At 32.4% G+C, this 22,968-nt stretch carries 22 protein-coding genes; 7 read left to right on the top strand and 15 right to left on the bottom strand.

The features are described 5' to 3' along the window. Positions 1-248: 248 nt before the first annotated feature. Positions 249-1,490, bottom strand: coding sequence for an Ig-like domain-containing protein (locus tag G9F70_RS24940; RefSeq protein ID WP_164946787.1), 1,242 nt, complete (start codon positions 1,488-1,490; stop codon positions 249-251). A 512-nt stretch (positions 1,491-2,002) separates the two neighbouring features. Here G9F70_RS24940 and G9F70_RS24935 point away from each other — a divergent pair. Continuing rightward, positions 2,003-3,226, top strand: a complete 1,224-nt coding sequence (locus G9F70_RS24935) for a transposase (RefSeq protein ID WP_224617359.1) — start codon at positions 2,003-2,005, stop codon at positions 3,224-3,226. Beyond that, entirely contained in the window at positions 3,195-3,449 is a 255-nt protein-coding gene (locus G9F70_RS24930; RefSeq protein ID WP_224617360.1) for a hypothetical protein, read from the top strand. Before G9F70_RS24935 ends, G9F70_RS24930 begins: the two co-directional genes overlap by 32 nt. Positions 3,450-3,628: 179 nt before the next feature. Here G9F70_RS24930 and G9F70_RS24925 read toward each other — a convergent pair whose 3' ends face one another. Further along, positions 3,629-4,573, bottom strand: coding sequence for a GNAT family N-acetyltransferase (locus G9F70_RS24925; RefSeq protein ID WP_224617942.1), 945 nt, complete (start codon positions 4,571-4,573; stop codon positions 3,629-3,631). Positions 4,574-4,856: 283 nt separating this feature from the next. Between G9F70_RS24925 and G9F70_RS24920 the strand changes: the two genes are divergently transcribed. Further along, positions 4,857-5,027, top strand: a complete 171-nt coding sequence (locus G9F70_RS24920) for a helix-turn-helix transcriptional regulator (protein ID WP_164948103.1) — start codon at positions 4,857-4,859, stop codon at positions 5,025-5,027. A gap of 183 nt (positions 5,028-5,210) precedes the next feature. Here the strand turns inward: G9F70_RS24920 and G9F70_RS24915 are convergent, their stop codons facing one another. The 6 genes from G9F70_RS24915 to G9F70_RS24890 all read right to left on the bottom strand — a co-directional run bounded on the left by G9F70_RS24915 (position 5,211) and on the right by G9F70_RS24890 (position 10,241). Beyond that, complete coding sequence (locus G9F70_RS24915) at positions 5,211-5,528, bottom strand: DUF6618 family protein (protein WP_164948100.1); 318 nt, start codon at positions 5,526-5,528, stop codon at positions 5,211-5,213. Positions 5,529-5,557: 29 nt separating this feature from the next. Beyond that, complete coding sequence (locus G9F70_RS24910; protein ID WP_164948101.1) at positions 5,558-6,361, bottom strand: ExeA family protein; 804 nt, start codon at positions 6,359-6,361, stop codon at positions 5,558-5,560. After that, positions 6,354-7,052: a Mu transposase C-terminal domain-containing protein gene (locus G9F70_RS24905; protein WP_224617921.1), complete on the bottom strand. Its 699-nt coding sequence runs from the start codon at positions 7,050-7,052 to the stop codon at positions 6,354-6,356. Before G9F70_RS24905 ends, G9F70_RS24910 begins: the two co-directional genes overlap by 8 nt. Before the next feature lie 402 nt (positions 7,053-7,454). Continuing rightward, a complete protein-coding gene (locus tag G9F70_RS24900) occupies positions 7,455-8,825 on the bottom strand; it encodes an ISNCY family transposase (RefSeq protein ID WP_164948111.1) in 1,371 nt (456 codons plus the stop codon). Between the two features lie 119 nt (positions 8,826-8,944). Beyond that, positions 8,945-9,547 (bottom strand): integrase, encoded by a 603-nt coding sequence (locus G9F70_RS24895; protein ID WP_224617919.1) that lies wholly within the window; start codon positions 9,545-9,547, stop codon positions 8,945-8,947. A 106-nt stretch (positions 9,548-9,653) separates the two neighbouring features. Further along, positions 9,654-10,241 carry a DUF6431 domain-containing protein gene (locus G9F70_RS24890; RefSeq protein ID WP_224617393.1) on the bottom strand — a complete coding sequence of 196 codons (588 nt, stop codon included), beginning with the start codon at positions 10,239-10,241 and terminating at the stop codon, positions 9,654-9,656. 306 nt (positions 10,242-10,547) lie between these two features. Between G9F70_RS24890 and G9F70_RS24885 the strand changes: the two genes are divergently transcribed. Then, complete coding sequence (locus tag G9F70_RS24885) at positions 10,548-10,985, top strand: hypothetical protein (protein ID WP_164947940.1); 438 nt, start codon at positions 10,548-10,550, stop codon at positions 10,983-10,985. A gap of 426 nt (positions 10,986-11,411) precedes the next feature. Here the strand turns inward: G9F70_RS24885 and G9F70_RS24880 are convergent, their stop codons facing one another. The 6 genes from G9F70_RS24880 to G9F70_RS24855 all read right to left on the bottom strand — a co-directional run bounded on the left by G9F70_RS24880 (position 11,412) and on the right by G9F70_RS24855 (position 17,240). After that, positions 11,412-11,777: a hypothetical protein gene (locus tag G9F70_RS24880; RefSeq protein WP_164947941.1), complete on the bottom strand. Its 366-nt coding sequence runs from the start codon at positions 11,775-11,777 to the stop codon at positions 11,412-11,414. A gap of 352 nt (positions 11,778-12,129) precedes the next feature. Further along, the gene (locus G9F70_RS24875; RefSeq protein WP_164947942.1) at positions 12,130-13,245 is read right to left on the bottom strand and encodes a hypothetical protein; all 1,116 of its coding nucleotides are present in this window, start codon (positions 13,243-13,245) and stop codon (positions 12,130-12,132) included. A 4-nt stretch (positions 13,246-13,249) separates the two neighbouring features. Further along, positions 13,250-14,467: an ABC transporter permease subunit gene (locus G9F70_RS24870; RefSeq protein WP_164947943.1), complete on the bottom strand. Its 1,218-nt coding sequence runs from the start codon at positions 14,465-14,467 to the stop codon at positions 13,250-13,252. A gap of 2 nt (positions 14,468-14,469) precedes the next feature. Then, the gene (locus G9F70_RS24865) at positions 14,470-15,333 is read right to left on the bottom strand and encodes an ATP-binding cassette domain-containing protein (RefSeq protein WP_164947944.1); all 864 of its coding nucleotides are present in this window, start codon (positions 15,331-15,333) and stop codon (positions 14,470-14,472) included. A gap of 115 nt (positions 15,334-15,448) precedes the next feature. Further along, positions 15,449-16,558 carry a sensor histidine kinase gene (locus tag G9F70_RS24860; protein ID WP_164947945.1) on the bottom strand — a complete coding sequence of 370 codons (1,110 nt, stop codon included), beginning with the start codon at positions 16,556-16,558 and terminating at the stop codon, positions 15,449-15,451. Then, positions 16,548-17,240 (bottom strand): response regulator transcription factor, encoded by a 693-nt coding sequence (locus G9F70_RS24855; protein WP_164947946.1) that lies wholly within the window; start codon positions 17,238-17,240, stop codon positions 16,548-16,550. The genes G9F70_RS24860 and G9F70_RS24855 overlap by 11 nt, the downstream gene beginning before the upstream one ends. Before the next feature lie 1,104 nt (positions 17,241-18,344). Here G9F70_RS24855 and G9F70_RS27560 point away from each other — a divergent pair. The 3 genes from G9F70_RS27560 (at position 18,345) to ltrA (ending at position 21,002) form a co-directional block, all read left to right on the top strand. Beyond that, positions 18,345-18,563 carry a reverse transcriptase N-terminal domain-containing protein gene (locus G9F70_RS27560; protein ID WP_263577381.1) on the top strand — a complete coding sequence of 73 codons (219 nt, stop codon included), beginning with the start codon at positions 18,345-18,347 and terminating at the stop codon, positions 18,561-18,563. 63 nt (positions 18,564-18,626) lie between these two features. Beyond that, positions 18,627-19,250 carry a reverse transcriptase domain-containing protein gene (locus G9F70_RS24850; protein WP_411956029.1) on the top strand — a complete coding sequence of 208 codons (624 nt, stop codon included), beginning with the start codon at positions 18,627-18,629 and terminating at the stop codon, positions 19,248-19,250. A gap of 507 nt (positions 19,251-19,757) precedes the next feature. Beyond that, positions 19,758-21,002: a group II intron reverse transcriptase/maturase gene (gene ltrA, locus G9F70_RS24845; RefSeq protein WP_224617366.1), complete on the top strand. Its 1,245-nt coding sequence runs from the start codon at positions 19,758-19,760 to the stop codon at positions 21,000-21,002. 335 nt (positions 21,003-21,337) lie between these two features. Here ltrA and tnpC read toward each other — a convergent pair whose 3' ends face one another. After that, a complete protein-coding gene (tnpC, locus tag G9F70_RS24835; protein ID WP_164948087.1) occupies positions 21,338-22,966 on the bottom strand; it encodes an IS66 family transposase in 1,629 nt (542 codons plus the stop codon). Between the last annotated feature and the right edge of the window lie 2 nt (positions 22,967-22,968).

The raw sequence follows: 22,968 nt of genomic DNA, 5'->3' as shown, positions 1-22,968 counted from the left end.
TTAGAAGTGTATATCTAACTAGAAATTAGTATGGGGATTTATTCCTGTACTAATTTTTTATTTTTAACGACATTTCAGAAGGAAAGTCTCCTACTTCTATAAGTGGGAGTTACATGCTACAACAAAAAGAAAACTTCAGTGGGGGGATAACAATTGAGAATTGTTATCCCCCCCAGAGGTCTGCAATGAGGTAAATCTCCTTCTGAAGTCGTTAATTGCAGCTCCGTAGGTGATGATTTAACAACCTGTTAAGGCTTGTACATAAAATATGTAGTAGGATCTTTAGCTTTCGTGGCAAAATTTACATTTCTCTTATGATATATGTGATTATCATATTCAGACCCTTGATTATCACATATATAAGCATAATCATATTTACCTGGGTTAACCCATTTCATAAATACATATGCGTGTGTAGGTCCGTAACCATAAGCTTTTGTAAAACATATATCCCCTGGACGAAGTTTAGAAAAATCTGTGCTTATACTCCAACCCATACTTTTTAGATTATTTGTAAGTTGTACTGTATTACATACAGATTGAGGTAATTTATTAAGCCCTGCTCTTCTTAATGCTTCACTTGAAAAATATACACAATTATTACTCAAATCTCCATCATGTAATTGGACAGCTCTTTTCATTACTGATTGTCTATTTTCTTCATTCATAAGATAATCATATAAGTTTTTGTGCAAAGTGCCTCGTGGTTGTAAATCATTATCATCAGTTGGTTTTTCTATAGGAGTTGGAAGTACTACTAAATTTAACAGTACTTTTTTTTCATATCCAGAAACCTCTCCACAAAAAACATATGTACCTGGTACATCAATATTCTCAGGACAATCAGACCAATTAACATTTACTTGTTTAGCAAGACCATCACTCATAAGTGCATTTACTGTAGCAGGTAACTTGAATTCCTCTTTTTCTTGTATAGCTACGTTAATATCAGCTATGTGTGTTATTATTGCTTCTATAGCTTTATTGGTTATAAAATCTTTTGAAATTTCACTATTTAAATATTTATTTGTTTTTGACTTAACATTTTTATTAATAATTAAAGTATAATTCTTATTTGGTAAATATTTACAAGAAACGCTCAAAGTTTTATTATTTTCTTGAAAATCTATACTAATATTTGATTCTTCATTTGTATCTTTGTCTATAATTCTTACATTATTCTTTACACTATTAATATCTAATTCATTATTAAATTTAATTTTCCAAACCTTATTCACAGATACACTTGCTAAGGTTGAATCAGTATTAACTTTGGCACTAACAGATTTTGATAAATTATTATGTTCAGTAGGACTTTTTTCATCTACCTCCAAATTATAGTCTACATCGTTTGTGATTTTTAAACTACCGATTTCTGCATTTGTTTTAATTAAAGTGTTTTCTTTCGCAAAAACAATATTGCATTTCAAGCTCTGAAACACAATACAAATAATAAAAATTCTAGCTAAGTTTTTAATATGTTTTTTCATTGTATATATTTACACCCCATCTTAAATTTAGGTATTGGCAAAAGTAGAGAAGCAACCTTTGCTTTAATCCTTTGATTTCTAATAATTATATATAATTTGATCTTCAAAAAATTTCAAGGTAAATTAATGACTTCCTACATTATAATTACAAGTTGTCCAATTTTTTTATTAGCATAACACTTTTTCGCAAGCAAAAGCATTAACTTTGATGTTACTCAAAAGTTATAGGCATACAAATAATGATGATGAAGTTTCAAAGGAGTTTGTAACTCATTCAACATTTAGTCATAAAATTACAATTTGAATATCTAAATTTCTTATATATGATTAATTTTACCATACATTTGGTATTGGTAAGTACTTTTGGAGAAATTTAGGCAAAAAAAATTTACTGAATTTTTCTCAGGTTACTTTTTTTATTATATAGGAAACAGCTTGCGGAAGCCGCTGTGGATAACATTCTAGCTAAAAGATATATAGAAAAAATCAGATAAATATGAGATGATTAAATCATGAGAAAAAATAAGATTACCATAAAACAAATATTTGAAGATAATTATTCAAAGTTTTGGAAATTGAATAAAGAAAAGTATCCTGAAAAGATGAGAGAACATATGAATATCGAAGTAATGAAAATGATAGGATGTGGAGATATTTCATTAGGTTTTGTTGCGTACATATGTTTAAAATGTCTGGAAGTATTTAAAATAGGATTTACATGTAAAAGTAGGTTTTGTAGTAAATGTGGTAAAAAATACATAAGCGAATGGGTAGAGAAACAAGTAAGTAAAATCTTGGATGTTCCACATAGGCATTGTGTTTTTACGATACCGACTGAGTACAGAAAATATTTTTTTTGGAATAGAGAGAGTCTGAAAGACCTGCAAGACATGGTATATGAGGTTATAAATGAGTTTGCAAATGGTGTAAACTATAAAAATAGAGAAGAATATAAAAAGAAGAAAAGAAGCAAAAAAGGTGGAGTGCTTTGGCAAAGTGGAATGATTGGCGTAGTGCATACTTTTGGAAGGAATATAGGGTTTAACCCACATGTGCATGCATTGGTTCCAGAAATAAAAACAAGGGATAATGAAGTTAAGGATATGGAATTCTTTGACTATAAATATTTTAGAAAAGTTTGGCAGTACAAATTAATAAATTATATGGTTAGTAAAAACCCAGATAAAAAAGCAGAGTACTTAAAAATGTTCAAAGATTATCCTAACGGATTTTACATAAATGCCAAATCAAGAATGAAAAGTGCAAGAGGTGCAGCAAGATATATCGGTAGATATTTAGCAAGACCTGCGATAGCAGAATATAGAATACTTAGCTATGATGGGAAAAATGTAACGTTTTGGTATAAGAGTCATGAAACTAATGAGAGAGTAGAAGAAACAGTTACGGCACAAGTGTTTATAGGCAGGTTACTAATGCATATATCGCCTAAATATTTTAAAATGGTTAGATTATATGGAGTATATGCTGGAAGTATAAGTATAAAGATTAGAAAATGTTTTGGTTTATTGCAATACATAAAAAGTGGGCTTAAAGCAATTCAGTACACATTAAAAATAAATTGGAAAAAGGAAATAAGAAAAATGAAGTATAGAGAATTAATGATTATTAATTTTTCTAAAGATCCAGGGAAATGTTCAAAATGCGGTCAGCTAATGGAGTTATTCCAAATTTGGCACAGAAAGTATGGGTATATTTATGATATGGGAACGTATTAAAAGGATTTTTAAAATTAAAATGGATGAAAGGGAGATACCATTTCAAACAGAGGGGCCCGATAAGATGATACTTTTTAAATGTAAGAAATGTGGGTATGAAGAAGAGGTACCAGAATTTGTTGCGTTTGAATGTTATACACCTGAGGAATTTGACAAGAAGAGTGGTAGTCCTATTGTTCTATGCCCAGAATGTGATGCAAATATGATAATTAAAGGACGATGAAATTATCATATTTGCTTGGCATAAGGGTTTTTACTCGACCGTAGGGAGATTTTGTTCTTTTTTGTAAAAGCCCGATAAACCACCATTTATGGGGTAAAGCTGGCATATGTGAAAAAATGAGCCACATAATGGATATTAATTCCATCATGTGGCTTTAGTTGTTGAACAATAAAAGAAGATTAAAATTTTATGCTCCAATCCCAAATCTCATTAGTTGTTTCAACTTTAAAATCTAAATCCCAATAAAATGACTGGTCTCCCCCAAGCATTCCCCTACATTGTGGTGCTATCTTCATAACACGGTTGGCTAGCTCATATATCAATGCTCTTGCTATTCCCTTTCGTCTACACCACCATGTAACTCCAAGTGGCTCTAATTCACAATAAGGCATTTTTTCATTATACCAGACGATAGCAACTCCCACTGGTTTTCCTTCCTTATCCAATACGCACAAATCAAGTTCTGGTTTATGCCCTGGCATTTTTCTCAAATCATGAAATCCTCTTTCACCAGTATCCGATGTTGGAAGTGTATAGTTAAAGGAAAACATATGCGAATTGGAAAGGAAAAAGTCTGGTGTTTGGTTTCCATCAGCTATCGTATATCCTACTGGAAGCACAATATCAAATTTCTTTCCTGAAAATGGAAGTATAAGTGACCGCTCAACATCCTGTGATAACGTATAGTCCCTCTCTTTCGCCATCTTTCTTACCAAATCATATTCTGGTGGAATCACTATATGCAAATGTCTGATCTTATTTTCATAATCTTTTGTGCCCCTTGTAAAACAGGACAAATGTGTCTCTGCATGATGAAACATTTTCACAAGTAGTTCGCTGTCTCTTTGTCGTTCTAAAGAATCAAAAAGGAAAAACCCATCTGCGTTCCATACGCCTTCGCATATAACTGCTGAAATAATATTGCCATCTTCGTGCCATATTCCAACGATATGTCTCCAATTATCTTTTACATTTGCCCATGCACTATGAACTCCACGAGAAAACTCATGATGGCTTAATCCCCATGGTGGATTTCCCCATGCATAACTTGCTAAAATAAGTTTTTCTAATTTTAAAAAATCTTCATCTATATAATATCTAAAAGAAATACTCAAAATATTCACCCCTTTCGTAGAAGGCTTATTAATGGGTTTTTGATTATAATCTTCATTTCCAAGTTTTTCAAGTCCCACAATAATATTTATTTTACAAGAATAAGGCGTAAATGTATATTCCGAGAATTTTTCATACGAATATAAGACATACCCCAGCTATACTACTATACCAATGGTGTGTCTTCAGCGAGAGTAAATAATTGTATTATGTTTATTGACAATATGTTTATATAGTGATAATATGAAGCAAGCTTCACATGAAGCTTGCTTCATATTGTTTGGAGGTGTATAAGTGAAAAATAGAGTAAAAGAATTACGAACCCTAGCAAATATAACACAACAGCAACTTGCTGATTTAGTTTCTGTTTCCTCAAGAACGATTATTTCACTTGAGAAAGGTCAGTACAACCCCTCAATTATGCTGGCATATAAGATAGCTTGTGTTTTTAATACAGATTGTTAAACGTCAAATTATAACTAATTGAAACGTCATTTTATTTCTATTATTAGTAGGTGATTTACGTCAGATTATCTCTAAAAAATCACTTTATGAATAAGGAAAAATCATTTTATTAATATAATTTCTTTTAGCCGGCAGGCTACTTTTATATAAAAAATGAGTAGCAATAATAGCTACTCAAGTATGTTAGTTTAAATCAATATGTTCAGCGACAGATTCTAGGGCGTGAGCCACAGTTATCGCATCTACTTTGTTCATAATTTCACATAAGCGTTCAGAGTTCCAAAACAAATCGTTTAAGGTAGAAAGATGACATCCTACATCATAATCAGGAATACAAGCGAAATTACCATAATTTGTTTTGCCTATAACTACAATAAATCCACTTCTACTTTCAATCTTAAACTCGTAATGACTTCCGAATTTAGTTAACTTAGTTATCATCCCAGACCAGCTTTCTATTTTTTTACCTGTTTTCATTGTACATTCAAATTTAATTGGCATAGAAAATCCTCCTAAAAAATATTCTACGGTTAACGAAGCGACATTTCATTGGCGGCAGCCATTATTGTGTCAGTGTCAATTACCGTTTTTTCGTGCTGTGCACCTATTATTAAGGCCTTTGTTAATATCATATTTAGACGTCTTATAGAACCAGTACAACTTCTGTATGCAGCTAAAATGGCATTACCATCAATTATTTCAGAAGAAGCACTTGCTAGTGATAGTCTCGAATGAATGTATTCTACAGCCTCAGTCTCTGAAAACCCTTCAAAATCATAATTTATTATGATCCTTTGCTTTAATGCTTCATGTATCTGTTTTTCTAAGATATTATTAAGTATAGGTTGACCTATTAAAACCAGTGAAAAACAGTCCTTTGAGTCCATAGAAAAATTCATGAGTAATTTTAAATCTTTCAATATATCATTACTTAAATACTGTGCTTCATCCCATACAAGTATGTAATGGACACCCTTATCACTGCTCATGTTTTCCATATAGTCTTTTATATTTTTAAACATGTCTGACTTGCGAGAGCAAGGTTCGAGTCCTAGTGAGATACAAAACTGCCGATAAAACTCAGCAGTAGTTACGGTAGTAAAGCAAAGATAAATAACCTTTGTTAAATTTGGATTAACTTTTTTCGCGAAACATCTTAGAGCAAAAGTTTTTCCTGATCCAGGCGAAGCCGTAAATAATCCAATGCCTCTAGTTTCATTAAGATAATCAAGTCTTGATATCATTTCTTTTAAATCCCTTGAGATATATGCATCTTTTTCTTTAATACCTTTTTCAAAAGGGTTTAAGGTCATACCATAAAACTGCTTAAACATATTTAACACCATCCTTTGAATAATCTATATTAAGTGGGTTTTTACGTTTGGTTTTACCATTTTCAACCTTGTTTGTTTTTCTAATGCTATATTTAATCTTTTCATAATAGATATAAGCACTGTCCATGTCATCAGGTAGATACCGCACTTCAACCTTCTGTTTTATAAATTGCATAGGTACATCATAAGATATTTTATCAATGCTTATAGTTGCATCATTATTTACTTTACGTTGTACGCGATTCATAAAACAATTATCTATCCATTCACTGTCAGATGCTACTTTTACATGAGCTAAATCGCTCTTATATCTATCAATAGGACGCTGTTTTGTAGAAGAATGAATAGTTATGTTATGCTTATTAATATAGGTGAATAATTCATCATTTAGCTCCGCTAAGGAGGAAATGGATTCTACGTCTAAAGCATTTAGCCATCTGCTTTTTAATGTCCTGAAATTCCTTTCTACCTTCCCTTTTGATGCACCGTCTCTTACCATTGTGTGAAGTTCTACTATTCCAAGGGAACCGCAGATAAGGCTTAATTGCTCATTTTTGTAGGGAGAACCGTTATCCAAGTAAATCTTATTGGGAATTCCATACCTGGCTACCGCCTCTTTAAGTACTTTTTGAAAGTTATAAGAATTATCATTGTAAAAGAATCTACCGCCTACTATTAGCCTGTCAAGCATTTTTGAAAATGTCCTCAAATATTTAAAACATTAGCACCAGTTTTTCTGGTGCTTTTATTAATTTGGGTTACTTAATGAATATTGCACAAAGTGGCTATAAGATTATTTAATTACTTTGAAATTTTCCTAAAATCTTTTCTAAATATCTTTTAGCCGTAGGCTTATAATTGGGGGTCCATTAAAGCTTAAAGGTCATTTTTGAAAATGTGTATGAATCCTTCTATTTATATTAGCGTAGCTAATGGATGAGAATCCATTTCTTTTTATTAATTTGATTTTATTATTTATGACTTCCATTGGTCAGTTTCTTAATCTATTATCAAAGTATATTTTGGGTTCACTTAATAAACCTTTGAAGATTGTCTTTTTCAAAGATCTAAAATGAACAGATTTTTAGTGTTTCTATGCTACATTATTGTTCCGGTGAGCCTGTTTCTTTAGATACCGCTCAAACGAATCTTGTTTCCAAGGGTGATTCATTGGTGGTATGTAGCGTTTGCTAGGTTGGGTATTGGGAACTGCTAAATCAAAGTTTTTGGAGGAGAGTTCATGTCCAGGTAATAAATCTAGCGCATAAACTTTCTCATCTACACACAAGAAAATCTCGCCATTAAATGATTGAATTACCGTTCCAACTGTTCCTTTGCGATAATGTACAGGATATCCATTGCAATCAACAGGCAAATAATAATTCTTTTTAAATTTGATACAACTTCCGTTATCCACCTTCCTACTGGTCAATACGGCAAGAGTTAAGTTGATTTTTTCAATATCTGGTTGCATTTCAAAGACAGATTTGATATTATCAACAGGTAATGCAAACTGAGCATTGAATTCTTTTATGTAGGAGTTTAAGAATTCGTTTGCTTGCTCAATTGTGTTTATACCACTTATCCGCATTTCCAAGGGGAGGCGTGATTGTAACGTCTGAAACATTCTTTCTACGCGTCCCTTGGCTTGTGGAACACTACTGGTTTTAATTTCAATACCTAATTGTTTGCATGCATAGCTAAATTGTGTAAATGTGTCCTCTTCAACTGAAGGGGAATTTTTTTGTTTATATTCAAAGACCGTACGCCTATCAGTGAATAACATGTAGGGAATACCATAGTTAGTAAGTACTTGGTGTAGTACATGATAGTACCCATTTAAAGTTTCTTGCGGATCGAAATAAGCACCCACAATAGCACCAGTAGCATCATCTACTGCGATATGCAACTGACTTTTATCGTTACCGAACCAAAGATGTACCGAAGCATCCATTTGAAGCATTTCGCCTGCATAAGCACATCTTGGACGTCTAGGATGTGCATCCTCGGCAGCAATTATGGAACTTTGAATTTTAGCAATTTCTTTTATAGAATTAGTTGCTTTTTGCAGTTCTTTTAATTCAGCCTTAATCCTTTTTCTTGTAGCACGCTTCGCCTTAGGGGACAGGATGAAATCTTGCATAAGGATAGAACGAATGGTGCTAGTAGAAACCGTTATATTCTCGTGCTTTTTTAGCAATTCGCAAAAATGGGTAATATTAGCTTCAGGGTATTTGGTGCAATATAAATCTAGGATTAACTGCTTGGTATTAGCATCAAGAGCATGTGCGGGCTTTCGCCCTCGATTACCATGAATAAAGAATTCCTTTCCACTTTCTTTATACCCCTTAATCATTCTGTTAATATGCCTAACCGAACAATTGAGAGCAATAGCTGCTCGCTTTTTATTGGCATCTGTTTCTATTAATTTTTTTATAGTAGAGTACTTATCCATTTCTTCCATAGTTAAATTCACCTTTCTTATTATCAGCACCTCATTTCTAGTCATGAGGTTTATTATACAATGTTTTCATATTTGGGACATAATCAAATGTGGTATAGTAAGACATTATCATAAACGGATCATAAAAAGAATCTACCGCCTACTATTAGCCTTGACTTATCATCTATTAGCATAATTACATACGTACGTCTACGCTCACCATTTTCAGTTATAAATGGCCCGTAGCATGTGTCTCCCTGAAACATTCCAGTTGCAAACTCTTCTTCAAAAGCTTTTCTGTCTTTCATGTTGATACATCTAGCAGATTTAAGGTCCTTGTTTTTTATAAACCGCTGAACTGTTGAAATTGATACATCCTTTTCTTTAATAAAGCCATCTTCGATGAGTTTATAATATATAAGCGTAGCATTAATTTTAGGAAAGTTGTTTTTTAAATTGTATATCTGCTCTATGGCTACATCACTTAGTTTTCTGGTTTGACCTATATCGCTACGCGTCTTCGGAAGGAGGGAATCAAAACCAAATCTATTATATTCTGATTCCCAATTAGAAAGTGTTCCTGGGCTATACAAAACTGAATTACCGTTAGGTAATTTTACAGGGTTAATAGAAACACGTCTATAATAAGCGATTTTAGATTGCTCAGTAAAAGTATTATTTATAGCAGGGGCTATTAGTGCTAATCTAATAGATGCTATTTCGATTATTTCTTTGTTATTCATTTATTATCACCTCTAGAAAAATGTTATCATATAGGTATTTCAATGACCATTATCGTATTAAGTGGTCTGCCTAAATTAAAATTAAAAATATATGCTTATAGCTAAACTATGACGTTCCTTGAAAAAACGATGAACCATTTTGCTTGAAAAATTGTATTATGAAGTCCTCAAGTTTATCAAAGGAACTATTTATGATATGCTGCACAAAACTTAAGTTTGAAATGAGCTTGTCCTCTAAAAGTCCAAGCCATATCTGTTTATGTTCTTTAAACTTCTTTAAAATTCGATAGAATGTAGATATAGCAATGCCATAATGTTCGCACATAGCTTCCACCGAGTGATATTTATGTACAAGATAGTCATGGATGAGGTAAACGGTGAATTTAAAACTAAATGACATATACGGCACAATTACCGAAGGTAGGAGGGCGTGGGTACGTTTACATGATGAACAAATATATCTAGAAATGATGATTATATTATCTTGAGCAGTATTATTATTATTATTATTATTATAAGTCACAAGATGGCGGTTGTAAGATGCAAATGGAGATAACGCATGTTTAGCTCCACAAACTGGGCATACCAACGCCGCTATATTCAACGTTTTCATATGCTCATCAAAAATATTTATCTCATTTTTAAAAGAAATTTGCTTATAACACTTGCATAGTTGTGAAAATAATCTTATCATAATAATTAGTTGTAAGAGCTATTGCTCTTATCTTAAGGGAAGAACTTTTGCTTTGGTCGGCTTGGGGTTCTTCCTTTTCCTTTCTCTAATTTTAATAATAATCATAAAATAAGCTCCTGATGATGTCAAGTCATTAGGAGCTTTTGTAATAGAAATAATGTGCTTATTAAAAAAGCAATTAATAACTAGATAATTATTAGTATTATAGTTATAATTTGACTTAGGAATGCAGTTTCATAAAGCTATATTTTGACGCACTACATACAGATATTGAAAATTTATATTATTTAAAGGAGAATTTAGAAAATGAAGAGAAAAATATATAATAAAAGGAAATTTGCGAGTGGTATTGTATTTTTATTATTAGCAGTAATTAGCATTCCAAATACAATTACACGTTTTAATGATTTAAATGCTTTAAGAATTGCCAAGTCTATTATAGTGGATGTTTTTTGTATCCTATTTGGAGTGACGGAAGTATGTAGAAGTTTGAGTAGCAAATGTACAAAAGAAGATAAGCAAAATGATGATGAACGAGTAAATTTAGTTAATATGAAATCAAAAACCAGTGCTTTTAATATTACACTGTTCATTTGCGTTACTATTTCACTACTATCAATGGTTGCAGGGGGAGTAACAAAAAATGATGTGTATCTCAGCATTTTTTGTTGTTTCGGCATAACTACTTCGATTATGTTTATTGCTGAGATAAGTAGTTATTTTTATCATGACAAGCGAAATTGATCTTATAATTAGGCAATATATTCAGATAAATTTATTCTTAACTTTCATACATTGTACACCAGCCCCAAAGGCAGAAATGCCTTTTTTCTTTTTCTTAAGATTAATGATAACCACCTTTTTCATTGCATATCATGGATTAATATAGGTATTAATAGTAGACCTGTGGTAATTGTCAATAATATTGCTGCATGGCAGATGATGGTTTAATAAAGAATATAAGTTCTTAAAAAGTTAAGAAGTTAAGAAGTTAAGAAGTTTACAATTTGAGAATATAATATATACTTATAAGTATAAACCTAGGTGCTACACTAGCAAAACTTCGATATATTAAAATTCACTCCAAATTTTGTTTTAGGAATTAAATAGTTAGTAACATATTGTAGCTGCTTGTATGACGTAAAATATGAAAAATGTATCGTAATTCATTTAGCCGAAGGTTAGCTCTATATATTCTTTTATAAAATTTGTATTTCCTGAAATTTCATCAAATTTTCTTTTGGGTAGTAAGCAATAAATAATATCAATAAAATTTGATATATCAAGCTCTTGTATAGCCGGAATTAGTGATTGTATTATAGCAATTATTTTCAAATCATCCTTACTTGTTTTGTCACCTATCCATGATATTTTTTCAAATTCCATTAATAGGTTTAATTGTTTTGGACTTTTACCTTCAATTACCATATATAAACAATTTTTATAAAATAAATATATAGGATCAGGCAACTTTACAAACTCGTTGTCTATAGCGCTATTTAATGCAATTGCTCCGCCTTTTAGTATATTATCCATTAATTTTATAGATACACCTATTAATTGATCTTGCCTATTATAGAATAAATATTACATTAGGTAATCGGTTGTTAACCCTTGATATTACTTGATTATTAAAGGAATTAAAACTAATTTAAATTAAGTTTATAGTTTTAATGTAATGTTTTAGTTCAAACTCTAACTAAAATAGTACATTAATATTTTTATGTGAAATATATCTTGGAGCATATTAAAAAGCCTTATTTAGTATTTGCTTTTACAGTAATTTGAAAATATGTTAGTTGATTTTCGTTGGCGGTACTTTTGCACGAAAAGAGAGCACTACCCCAAGTATGTCGGCTTAACTCGTATTTTATACAAAATCATTTAATTATATTTCCTCTCTGCAAATTGCGTGACTAAGCAACATACCGAATGCAATAAACACCAAAACCATACTTACCATAACTGCATATGGTCTCCAAATCCCCATGTCAAACTGAAATCCAGACACTTCATTTATAATTTGTGATGATGCCAGTGGCAATGTATTTAAGATAAATTGGAAAGATTTCCACGGAAGCTTAATAAATAAAGCCATGATGATATAGAAAATATTTATTCCTATTCCTATTGATGTAGCAAGGCTTGTACTTGCTGTTTTGTAGGATATCCATCCCATAATAGTTGTTAACGATAGCACCCCTAAAAGTTCACATGCAAACATTAAGAGTATTCCACTTCCTAATGTAGCGTTACCTATAGAAAATAATGCAAATACCTTTAAACTACTCTTTAAAGTCTGAAGTCCAGTAGCTGAACCTAAAATTAATACGCTGCAAAGTGTTGCTGCCAAAGTTAAAAGCAAACCATATATCATAACAGGAAAAAGGCGAATGCCCATCATCTTTTTGCCAAAAACTGTTGCATACATAATTTCCATACTACCGTCTTCCATGCTATCAGAATAGGTGGATGCCGCAAAAAATGTTACCATAAATATAATTATTAGATAAAGAACCTTAAGCATATTAAAGCTTTCAGTCCAAAGATAATAGCCTTCATATTGATAAAAAGGTGTTTTCACCTTATCTAGTTCTTCCAATGCTTTTGCTTGATTATTTTTAGGTGTTTTTTCTATAAGTGCAGTAGATTTTTTTTCCCAACACGAATAAAAATTTTTGGCATAATAATCAGGAAATTCGGTTAGTTTATCTTCATTGTATAGTATTCCGGGATGAGAATAAACTAACCGACTTATAAAAGCTATGAGTGGTTTATATTTTATTTCATCTGACTTTTCGTCCCGCACTTTTTCTAGACCTAGCCATAATTTATCTTCAGTCATTTCACCAGCATATACAGACTCTTCTTTAATGACTTCATGTAGATTTTCATTTATTGCTATAATGCGTAGATTTAATACACATGTGAGCAAAAGTAGACCTATTATTGAAACGAAAACATATCTTGTAAAAAGGCGACGCTTTAATTCTTGATATATCATCTCCTTACCTCCTTCTATAGTTAAGTGTTGTAAAAATGGTACTAAGTAAAAATATAAATGCGCTTGCTATGAGCAAAATGGATGGCATCCATAGAGTCTTCCCTAAAATTGTAATGAATGGGAAGTCTATAGATTGGAAATATGAAAATCCTATTCCTCCTGGTATAAGCATCTTAATTATATCCATATTCCTAGAGTGACTAGTGATAAATGTTCCTAAAATAAAAGAACCTAATATTGTAAGTATCGAGAATTGGATGGCTTTTGAGGATTTTTTAGATACAGATGAAATCCAAGTAGAAAAGCTTGACACTATTAAAATTCCTATCCAGCCTAGGATAAATACATTTCTAAGTAAGTCACCTTGAGTATATGGAAGAAAACTTCTACTTAAAACCTGTATTGAAGTATTTAAAGCATCAGCAGGTAATAAATACTTTAATAGCAAAACATAAAGACCAACTCCACAAAGATATATAATAGATGCCATAATTAAAGGTATACTAATTTTTGCTATAGTGAGGCTTTTCCTGCCTTTTACTGTAGTAGTTATAATTTCATCCATTCCATTTTCTTTATCATTGGTTATTATGGAACTTGAAAAAATTCCTAACATAACCATAAGTACAAATGAGAAAAATACAATATGACTAATTCCAGTATCCCATTGGTTAAATCCAGTATAATAAGTATAAGGTTTTTTCACTTTATCCAATAGAGAGAGAGCTAAGGTCTTTTCATTTTCATTAAGTGCATTTTTATCAATATATTTACCATAGAATAAATTTTCATTTTCATAAAAATTCATTCCTGCACCCTTAGGAATATGCAAAAGGTCACTTGTTGATTCTCCTATCATAGTCCTCAAGCGAAACTCCTGGGTAATTAAATTGTCAGCATAGACAGTATATTTCAACAAGTCTTTAGTAATTACTAAATCACTTTCATTATCACCTTTTAATGACTTTAGAAAAATATCACAGCCACTTTGAAATTTATCTAAAGTCATTTCTCCTTCAGCGCCTACTCTATCCTTACCTGCCGCTTCTATTGCTGATCTACCTTTATATTTTTTGTAAACTCCTTGCTGCAAAAAGTCTTCAGTAGCTCCCCCTACAATAAACCATGTCCATAATCCTGCCAAAGCAATTGCAATTAAAACATATGTTAGTAGCCTTTTAAAATTTAGTTGTCTTTTTAACTCTTGAAAAAATACATCCATTTTTATACCTCCTTCACTTTTGAAAGATAAAAATCATTAAGAGAAGGTGAAACTAATTTACTATTTGCTAATGGAATATCTGCAACATAACGAATTGAAACCTTCCCACTAGATTCATTACGAAAATTCATAATTCTATATTCCTTTTGGAGCCTTTCCATATCATTCTCCAAAACAACTGTCTCAAATACATTGCCAACGAGTGTTCCAATTAAAGAATGGCTTTCTCCTACTGCAATTACTTTACCTTTTTCCATAAGCACAAGGAAATTGGCAATAAACTCAATGTCTGAAACAATATGTGTAGAGAAAATAACGATTTTTTCTTTGCCTATTGTGGTCAAATACTTACGAAAATTTCTTCTCTCTTCAATATCTAAACCAGCGGTAGGCTCGTCTACAATTAAAATATCAGGATTATTTAACATAGCTTGGCATATTCCGACTCTACGCTTCATACCTCCTGAAAGCTTATCAATCTTTTTCTTTCTAACTTCTGATAAATTAAATTCATTTAATAATTCACTGATTCTTTTATTTCTAATTTCTTTATTAAGCCCCTTTAAAGTTCCAATATAATGGAGAAAATCTTCAACAGATTGATTTTTATCATATCCAAAGTGCTGAGGCAAATATCCTATTTTATCTAGATACGAATCCTTAAGGCTGGCGATATTTACATCGTCTAACATTACTTTACCCTTACTTGGAGCTGTACTCCCAGCTAGCATTCTCATTAATGTGGTTTTCCCCGCACCATTTGGTCCTAAAAGTCCCCAAATCCCTGGAGTAAATTCAAGATTTATATTGTAAGCAGCTTTTAAATCTTTAAACTCCTTAGAAATATTATAAGCAAATAATTTCATATTTTTTTCCTCCTTATTAAAGCAAAAGCAATAAAAAACCTTTCTTCTGTCTTCAGTATAACTGAGATAAAAGAAAGGTTTATTCATAAATTATTTAGTATTTATAAAGATTTTATTAAGAATTGGGTAGAGTAATAATAAATACAGTATGTCCATCCTGACTTTCCGCGTCTATTGAGCCTTGATGCTTTTGTACAATTTCCCTTGCAATAGCCAAACCAAGTCCTGCCCCGTTTGATTGACTTCTTGACTGATCTCTTCGATAGAACTTTTCAAATATAAGTTTTAATTCCTGCTGACTTATTACGTCACCATCATTTTCTACAAACAATTGCATACTACATTTTCCCATTTCGGCCTTTATTTTTATGACAGAATCCTTGTGGCTATATGCTATAGCATTCTTTAATAAATTGTTTAACACCCTGGCAAATAGTGATCCGTCGGCATAAATCTTAATACTCGGAGTAAGGTTTATATCAAATTTTAAGTTTTTCTCCTTAAGTAAAGGATATAGTTCCTCAGTCAACTGTTCTAGGAAAAACTCTGCATCTAGTAAACTTTTATTCAAAGGAATTTCCTGAAGACTAAAGCGAGTAATATCAAAAAACTGATTTGTTAAATCTTCCATTCTATAGGATTTTTCCAAAAGTTTCTTTATATAGTCCTTACGAACCTCCTCTGGTACCTCAGATTCATCTAAAATTGTAAGATAGCCAACGATGCTTGTTAATGGAGTTTTTAAATCGTGTGCTAAATAGGTTACAAGGTCATTTTTCTTGCTCATCTCCATTAATATCTCCTGCCTTACAAGTTCATTTTCATGTCTAATTTCATTTATCTCAGAATCAATTAGTTTTAGTTCTTGAACTTTTTCAGGTACCTCTCCCTTGCTGAGCACAGATATTCTTTGCTCTAACTGAGTTATTATCTTTTTTCGCTGCTTATTTTGTGAGTATCTTGATGTAAAGTAAACAACAATCTCTAAAAGAACAAAACCTCCAATAACCATATCCATCAATATATCTCTAAGTCGTTGCCAATAAAAGGTTCCCCTGGTAACCTCCATGCCAGAAAACATCACCTTTTCTATATCAAATAATATTCGCCTCTCAAAAAATTCTTTCACAGGTCCTTGTATTTTAAAATCAAAAAATAACATTAATCCTCTAAATATAAAAAAAGCTAAAATATAATAATTCCATTTCCATTTTTTAATCTTCAATGATATAGCCTACCCCCCAAACAGTTTTAATATATTCCGGATGTTCAAAAGACTCCTCCATTTTTTCTCTTAAGTTTCGAATATGAACTGTTATTGTATTTGTAGATTTTGAATAATACTCATCATCTCTCAACAAATGAAACAACTTTTCTCCATTTAAAACATGTCCTTTGTTTAATAGTAATATTTCAATAAGGTTAAATTCTGTAGGTGTTAGTTTTAGTTCCTTGCCATTTAAATTAACATGCCTACTATTTTTATCTAAAATTAACCCTTTATAATATATAGTATTATCATCTTCCTTTGTACCTTCCCCATATTCCTTGTATCGCCTAAGCTGAGCTTTAACCCTTGCCATAACTTCCAAGGGATTAAAAGGCTTAGTGATATAATCATCTGCACCATAAGTAAGACCTATTATTTTTTCTTGATCAGCTGTTTTTGCAGTGAGCATTATTATAGGAAATTTGTATTTAGTGCGTATATTTTTACAAATGTTTAGCCCACTTATATCTGGTAGCATTAAGTCCAAAATAACTAAATCTAGCTCTATATCTTCAAGAATTTCAAAAGCTCTCTTACCATTTTCAGCTTCCAATATTTCAAAAGATTCAGCTTTCAAATAGATTTTTAATATATCTCGAATATCTTTATCATCTTCCACAATCAAAATTCTCTCCATTTAATTCCTCCATATGTTTATATTAAAAAACGTATAATATTCTCAATTCCATTTAAGCATAATATACCAAATAAAACTAGTATATTCATGCTCATTTATACTTTCTGCTAAGTTCAATATGGCTTCATCACAATGATATGTCACTTTTTTTGATTGTTCTCATTTTTTATAACTAAAAATGCCGTAGACGCCATAGTACCAAAGCGGTTATAACTGTTTTGGGAAGGGCTGAACTATAGGAGGTTTTGGAAATTTTGAAGAACTCAAAGAAATATGTAGAAATCAGAAAACTTCATAATGAAGACTATCTATGCGATGTAGGGTTGGAAATCAAAGACAACATAGAAGTGAGGAGTATTTCTTCGGCGTCAAGGAACGGAAGAGACCACAAGCCCCAAATTTAACTGACTCTATTTTATAGGGTCTTTTTTGTTATACTTAATAAATCACTATAAAAAATAGTGATTAATTGCTCATTATGGTATAATTTACTATATATTGTCGCAAAATTGTATAAAAATACGGTGCGACAAGAAGTCGCTAATTAGTAGTGTTTCGTGAGAAACTGCGTTAGTTACTAAACGTATCCCCCCTCGAACCTGCATTCCAAGTAATTGGTTTGTAGGTTGCATGAGAGTTAATTATCTAAGGTCATTGCTTTACGCAGAAGCAATGCTGGGTTAGGGGAAAAATGGAAAGTATAAACGAAAGTTGAACCTTTGTAATCTTCGTGATTTACGATAAGTGTACTGCGGAATAACAAGCTTACTATGGATAGGAAAGATTGTATCGCATTCCAATCGTGCAGTAACCCATATATCCATCGGAGTATAGAGGGATGCTTCCCCATTTGAATCTACTAATAGTGGAACTTGATAAACCCTTTGTGTTCCTCGATAGAGGTAGGGCAATCGAAAGAAAGCTACAATACCAGGGGGTAAGGGATTGTGGAGAAAGCGAATGCCAGTAGGACGAAAGTTCAGGGAAAAAGATAACCCGCTGGATAGAGTTTCATAACTCACTCGAAAGAGGGCAGACTTCCACGTGGTCATCAACATGAGAGAAAACGTAAAGAAGAATCTTTTTTTTAAGGAGAGACATGTTATGAAAACTATTAATAAATTTAATACGTCGGCTGTTTCTCCACATATAGAGAGCTGGTCATTAATAGACTGTAAAAAAATATACGAATATGTGAAGAAACTTCGCCAACGGATTTTTCGTGCCGAACAGTTGGGAAACAAAAGAAAAGTAAGAAAACTTCAAAGGCTAATGATTAGAAGTAATGCTAATTTGCTACTTTCAATAAAAAGAGTTACATAAATTAATAAAGGTAAAAAAACAGCTGGGGTCGACGGTCAAATTGCAATCACTTCAAGTGATAGATTGAGATTGTATAATCTTCTCAAGAAATATAGCATTAAACATATTAGACCGAAGCCAGTAAAGAGAGTATATATCCCTAAGAAAAAGGGTAAGATGCGACCTTTAGGAATACCAGTTATAAAAGACAGGATATTTCAAAACATAGTTAAAAATGCTCTTGAGCCACAATGGGAAGCGAAATTTGGACCTTCTTCATATGGATTTAGACCTAAGCGAAGAACTCAAGATGCCATTGTCAACTTATTCACTAAGCTGTCATCAAGAAGTACAAGACAGTGGATATTCGAGGGCGATTTTAAGGGTTGCTTTGATAATCTCAATCATAAATACATTATGGACTGTTTAAAGGGATTTCCTGCTAAAAATACTATATACAAATGGTTGAAAGCAGGATATATTGATAATAATTCATTCAATGATACACATTCTGGAACCCCGCAAGGTGGGCTTGTCTCACCTTTATTAGCTAATATAGCCTTGCATGGTATGGAGGAAGAACTTGGAGTAAGATACCACATCGATGGTGGAAACCATACATTAGCTAGGAATTCGGTTGGAGTAGTAATTTATGCTGATGATTGTGCGCCACGAAAGCGTATTAAGCAACTCGCACGAGTGGCTTAATATAGCTATGCTATACAGATGATGGAGGAGGGCCCTCCGAAATCGCCATGCAGGTGGAGATTTCAAACTACCTTAAGGTGCTGTAATCAAAAGTTATGGTATTGAGCGTTAAGGAAAAGGCAGAGGTAATCTGTCAAGTATGTACTAAAGAGATGAATGAGCATGTGAACCACTTACGAAAATGTCGAAAGCGTAGAGATTCCATCAAAACCAGGGGGTGATCGTTAACTTGGGATAAGCCTAGAGGAAACCTGTTTACTGGCTAGGCGGTGGGCGGCATAAAGGTGGCATGAATTTAGTACAGGCATTTGTATGGAACGTGGGAACCTACGGCTTGATGTTAAGAGAGTATTTCAAGCAGAAGAACTGTGAGAAAAGAGTATCGATGCAAGCATAGGGGCAGATTGAGTCGTAGTAGTGAAGAAACTTCTGCAATGGAAGTGGAGCGAAGGACTTCGAGTTATTCAGTTTCAGAAATAAGTCAACTTTGAAAAGGAGGAGGAACTTATGACAGAAACAAAGCCGTTTAATATTTCTAAAAGAGCTGTAGTTACAGCTTATGAGAAAGTTAAAGCAAACAAAGGAACGTATGGAGTTGATGAACAGTCAATCGAAGATTTTGAAAAGAATTTGAAAAATAATTTATACAAAGTTTGGAATAGGATGTCATCAGGAAGTTACATACCCCAACCTGTAAGAGCTGTGGCAATTCCAAAGAAAAGTGGAGGGACTAGATTACTAGGAATACCTACTATTGAAGATAGAATTGCTCAGACGGTAGTTAAACTATATTTTGAGCCGGAAGTGGAGACTATGTTTTATGAGGATTCTTACGGATATAGACCTAATAAATCTTCAATACAAGCAGTTGAAATCACAAGAAAAAGGTGTTGGAGAAAAGATTGGGTTCTTGAATTCGATATAAGGGGACTATTCGATAATATCAGACATGACATTCTAATGAAAATGGTAAAGAAACATACAAATGAAGAATGGATTATTCTATATATTCAAAGGTGGTTAACTGCACCATTTCAAATGGAAAATGGAGAATTAGTTCCAAGAATTTCCGGTACCCCGCAAGGGGGTGTCATTAGTTCGGTACTTGCGAATCTGTTTCTACACTATGTATTTGATGACTTTATAACAAAAGAATTCAAAACAATTCCGTGGGCAAGATACGCAGATGATGCAGTAACACACTGTGTATCCCTAAAACAGGCTAAATATCTACAAAGACGCTTGCAAGAAAGATTCGAAGAATACGGATTACAGCTGAACCTTGATAAAACAAAGATTGTATACTGTAAAGATGATGATAGAAAGGGAGATTATCCAAATATATCATTTGATTTTCTAGGATATACATTTAAGCCTAGAGGTGCTAAGAGTAAATACGAAAAGTATTTTACAAGTTTCTTACCAGCGATAGCAGACAAGGCAAAGAAATCAATCCGAAAAGAAGTTAGAAGTTGGAGAGTACAGTTGAAGGTAGACAAAAATTTGTGGGATATATCAAATATGTTTAACAAAAAGATACAGGGTTGGATAAACTATTATACACATTTCTATAAAACAGAAATGTATGCAGTATTAAGGTATATCAATAATGCTTTAGTCAAATGGGTTCGAAGAAAGTATAAGAAAAGAAAACACAGACGAAGAGCAGAATATTGGTTAGGATGTATTGCGAAAAGAGATAGAAATTTGTTTGCACACTGGAAAATGGGAATATTACCAACAGCCGAATAATGGGAGCCGTATGAGCCGAGAGGTTCACGTACGGTTCTGAGAGAAACTAAGGGGGAAGTTCCCTTGGTTTACTTACTTTGTAGTTGTATGCAAAACAGAAGAAGATGCTATAAATATGTATGAAAAACTTAAACCATACCTTAATAAAAGAGGGCTAACACTTGCGGATGATAAAACTAAGGTCACACACATTAGTGAAGGATTCGATTTTCTTGGATTCAATCTAAGACAGTATAAGAGTAAGCGTCAAAAATTCTCCGTATGTATTTTCAGGAAATTCTTTGATAAACTAAATCCAGTAGTAAGCAGCAAGTGCTTTTCTACTGGATTTTATTTTAATCTTTTTTGCCATGAAGATTCCTATTTTGAAGTTTTACGGTTTCAGGTAATTCCTTGGACCAAGGCATGTATTTTAATAGCGTATTGTTATCCTTGTTTTCTAAATTACACAACACATCCATTAAATACACTAAATACTTTTCTACCACTAACCCATTTGCCTTAGCCGTTTCTACTACGCTATATATTGTTGCACTTGCTCTTGCTCCCTTAGGAGTATTACACATAAGCCAGTTTTTTCTACCAATAACGAAAGGTTTTATTGATCTTTCGGATGCATTATTATCGATTTCTAAGGATCCATCAGTTAAAAAAATTCTGAAGCTCGGTAATAGCTTTCGGCTATATTCTAAGGCTGCGCCCAATGGACTTCTTGGCAATGCACTATTTATTTCTATATCCACATACTTTATAAATTCTTCAATAATTGGTGTTGATTTTTCAAGTCTTGTTTCATAGCGCTTTTCGTAGTAATCATCTTCACCAGCATAGTTCTCTCTTAAATCTTTTTCGATTTTATAAAGTTGCTCGCAAAAATTAAACCCTATAACTGCTCGAGAATTTTTTAGGGCTTCTTTATCTAGCTTTGTAACTATATCAAAGTATTTTCTCCTAATATGAGCCAAACAGTACAGCCTTTTTACATTCTCTACAGAATTATAGCCGGCGTAGCCATCTGTTTGGATTATCCCAGAAAATCCCTTTAAAAATCCTTTAGGGCAGGAGCTTGATCTTGTCTTTTGATAGTCATACAAAATAATTGGATCTTTATATTCACCAGTTTTGTATAACCACATATATTTTTTAGCCTTGGAATCTTCTCCTTTAGAGTCCACAACTACTACAGTGGTTTCATCAGCCTGGATATAATGGCTTTTTAATAGTTCTTCCTTCATCATGTCGTAGACAGGTTCAAACTCTTTTGCAGCACCGATTATCCAATTGGACAATGTTTGCCTAGAAAGATTTGCACCAAGCATATCAAAATACGTTTCCTGTCTATAAAGCGGTAGCGCATATTGATATTTAAGATTTATTACATGGCTTATTAATTCGTTAGATGCCATACTTTTATATAGCAAGCTGTTAGGCGCTTTTGTAGTAATTATATTTGCTTTACCTTCAGCTTCTTCACAGGATTTACAAGCGTAGCTATAGGTTACATGTTCCTCTATATATAGCTCTGCTGGTTTATATTTTAGAATTTCTTTTGATTTTGATCCTATAACAACAAATTGCCCATTGCACTTATCGCAATTAGCCTTATCCTCGTCCAATTTATGCTCGATAATTACTCTTTCCAAATTAGCTAGATTATCTTTCTTTCCTACATAAGAAGAGGCCTTTTTTCTCTTATATGTTATTTCTTCAATGGTTGGCTCCGCCACTTTTGAATCACAAAACTTTTCTGCTTCGTCAAAAAGAGATATTTGGTTGCTATCCATCTGCTCGCTAGACTTACCGAATATTTTTTTATTCTTATTAAGAACTTGATTTTTTAAAAATGAAAGTTCATTTTTAAGCTCTCTAATTTCTTTATCCTTTAATTCTATCTCTTTTTCCATCTTAGAAATTATGTTTTTTGTTTTATAATCTAATTGTTCTTCAATATTTAAGTCATTCATTT

The sequence above is a fragment of the Clostridium sp. FP1 genome, from assembly GCF_011065975.2.
Lineage (GTDB): Bacteria > Bacillota > Clostridia > Clostridiales > Clostridiaceae > Clostridium_AD > Clostridium_AD tagluense.
The sequence above is the reverse complement of the archived record's forward strand: the minus strand, read 5'-3'. Positions and strand labels throughout refer to the sequence as shown.

What these genes read in the sequence shown, in the direction of transcription:
- G9F70_RS24940 (WP_164946787.1), bottom strand. Translation starts at nt 1,490, where the DNA reads ATGAAAAAACATATTAAAAACTTAGCTAGAATTTTTATTATTTGTATT.
- G9F70_RS24935 (WP_224617359.1), top strand. Translation starts at nt 2,003, where the DNA reads ATGAGAAAAAATAAGATTACCATAAAACAAATATTTGAAGATAATTAT.
- G9F70_RS24930 (WP_224617360.1), top strand. Translation starts at nt 3,195, where the DNA reads ATGGGTATATTTATGATATGGGAACGTATTAAAAGGATTTTTAAAATT.
- G9F70_RS24915 (WP_164948100.1), bottom strand. Translation starts at nt 5,528, where the DNA reads ATGCCAATTAAATTTGAATGTACAATGAAAACAGGTAAAAAAATAGAA.
- G9F70_RS24910 (WP_164948101.1), bottom strand. Translation starts at nt 6,361, where the DNA reads ATGTTTAAGCAGTTTTATGGTATGACCTTAAACCCTTTTGAAAAAGGT.
- G9F70_RS24905 (WP_224617921.1), bottom strand. Translation starts at nt 7,052, where the DNA reads ATGCTTGACAGGCTAATAGTAGGCGGTAGATTCTTTTACAATGATAAT.
- G9F70_RS24900 (WP_164948111.1), bottom strand. Translation starts at nt 8,825, where the DNA reads ATGGAAGAAATGGATAAGTACTCTACTATAAAAAAATTAATAGAAACA.
- G9F70_RS24895 (WP_224617919.1), bottom strand. Translation starts at nt 9,547, where the DNA reads ATGAATAACAAAGAAATAATCGAAATAGCATCTATTAGATTAGCACTA.
- G9F70_RS24890 (WP_224617393.1), bottom strand. Translation starts at nt 10,241, where the DNA reads ATGATAAGATTATTTTCACAACTATGCAAGTGTTATAAGCAAATTTCT.
- G9F70_RS24885 (WP_164947940.1), top strand. Translation starts at nt 10,548, where the DNA reads ATGAAGAGAAAAATATATAATAAAAGGAAATTTGCGAGTGGTATTGTA.
- G9F70_RS24880 (WP_164947941.1), bottom strand. Translation starts at nt 11,777, where the DNA reads ATGGATAATATACTAAAAGGCGGAGCAATTGCATTAAATAGCGCTATA.
- G9F70_RS24875 (WP_164947942.1), bottom strand. Translation starts at nt 13,245, where the DNA reads ATGATATATCAAGAATTAAAGCGTCGCCTTTTTACAAGATATGTTTTC.
- G9F70_RS24870 (WP_164947943.1), bottom strand. Translation starts at nt 14,467, where the DNA reads ATGGATGTATTTTTTCAAGAGTTAAAAAGACAACTAAATTTTAAAAGG.
- G9F70_RS24865 (WP_164947944.1), bottom strand. Translation starts at nt 15,333, where the DNA reads ATGAAATTATTTGCTTATAATATTTCTAAGGAGTTTAAAGATTTAAAA.
- G9F70_RS24855 (WP_164947946.1), bottom strand. Translation starts at nt 17,240, where the DNA reads ATGGAGAGAATTTTGATTGTGGAAGATGATAAAGATATTCGAGATATA.
- G9F70_RS27560 (WP_263577381.1), top strand. Translation starts at nt 18,345, where the DNA reads ATGAAAACTATTAATAAATTTAATACGTCGGCTGTTTCTCCACATATA.
- ltrA (WP_224617366.1), top strand. Translation starts at nt 19,758, where the DNA reads ATGACAGAAACAAAGCCGTTTAATATTTCTAAAAGAGCTGTAGTTACA.
- tnpC (WP_164948087.1), bottom strand. Translation starts at nt 22,966, where the DNA reads ATGAATGACTTAAATATTGAAGAACAATTAGATTATAAAACAAAAAAC.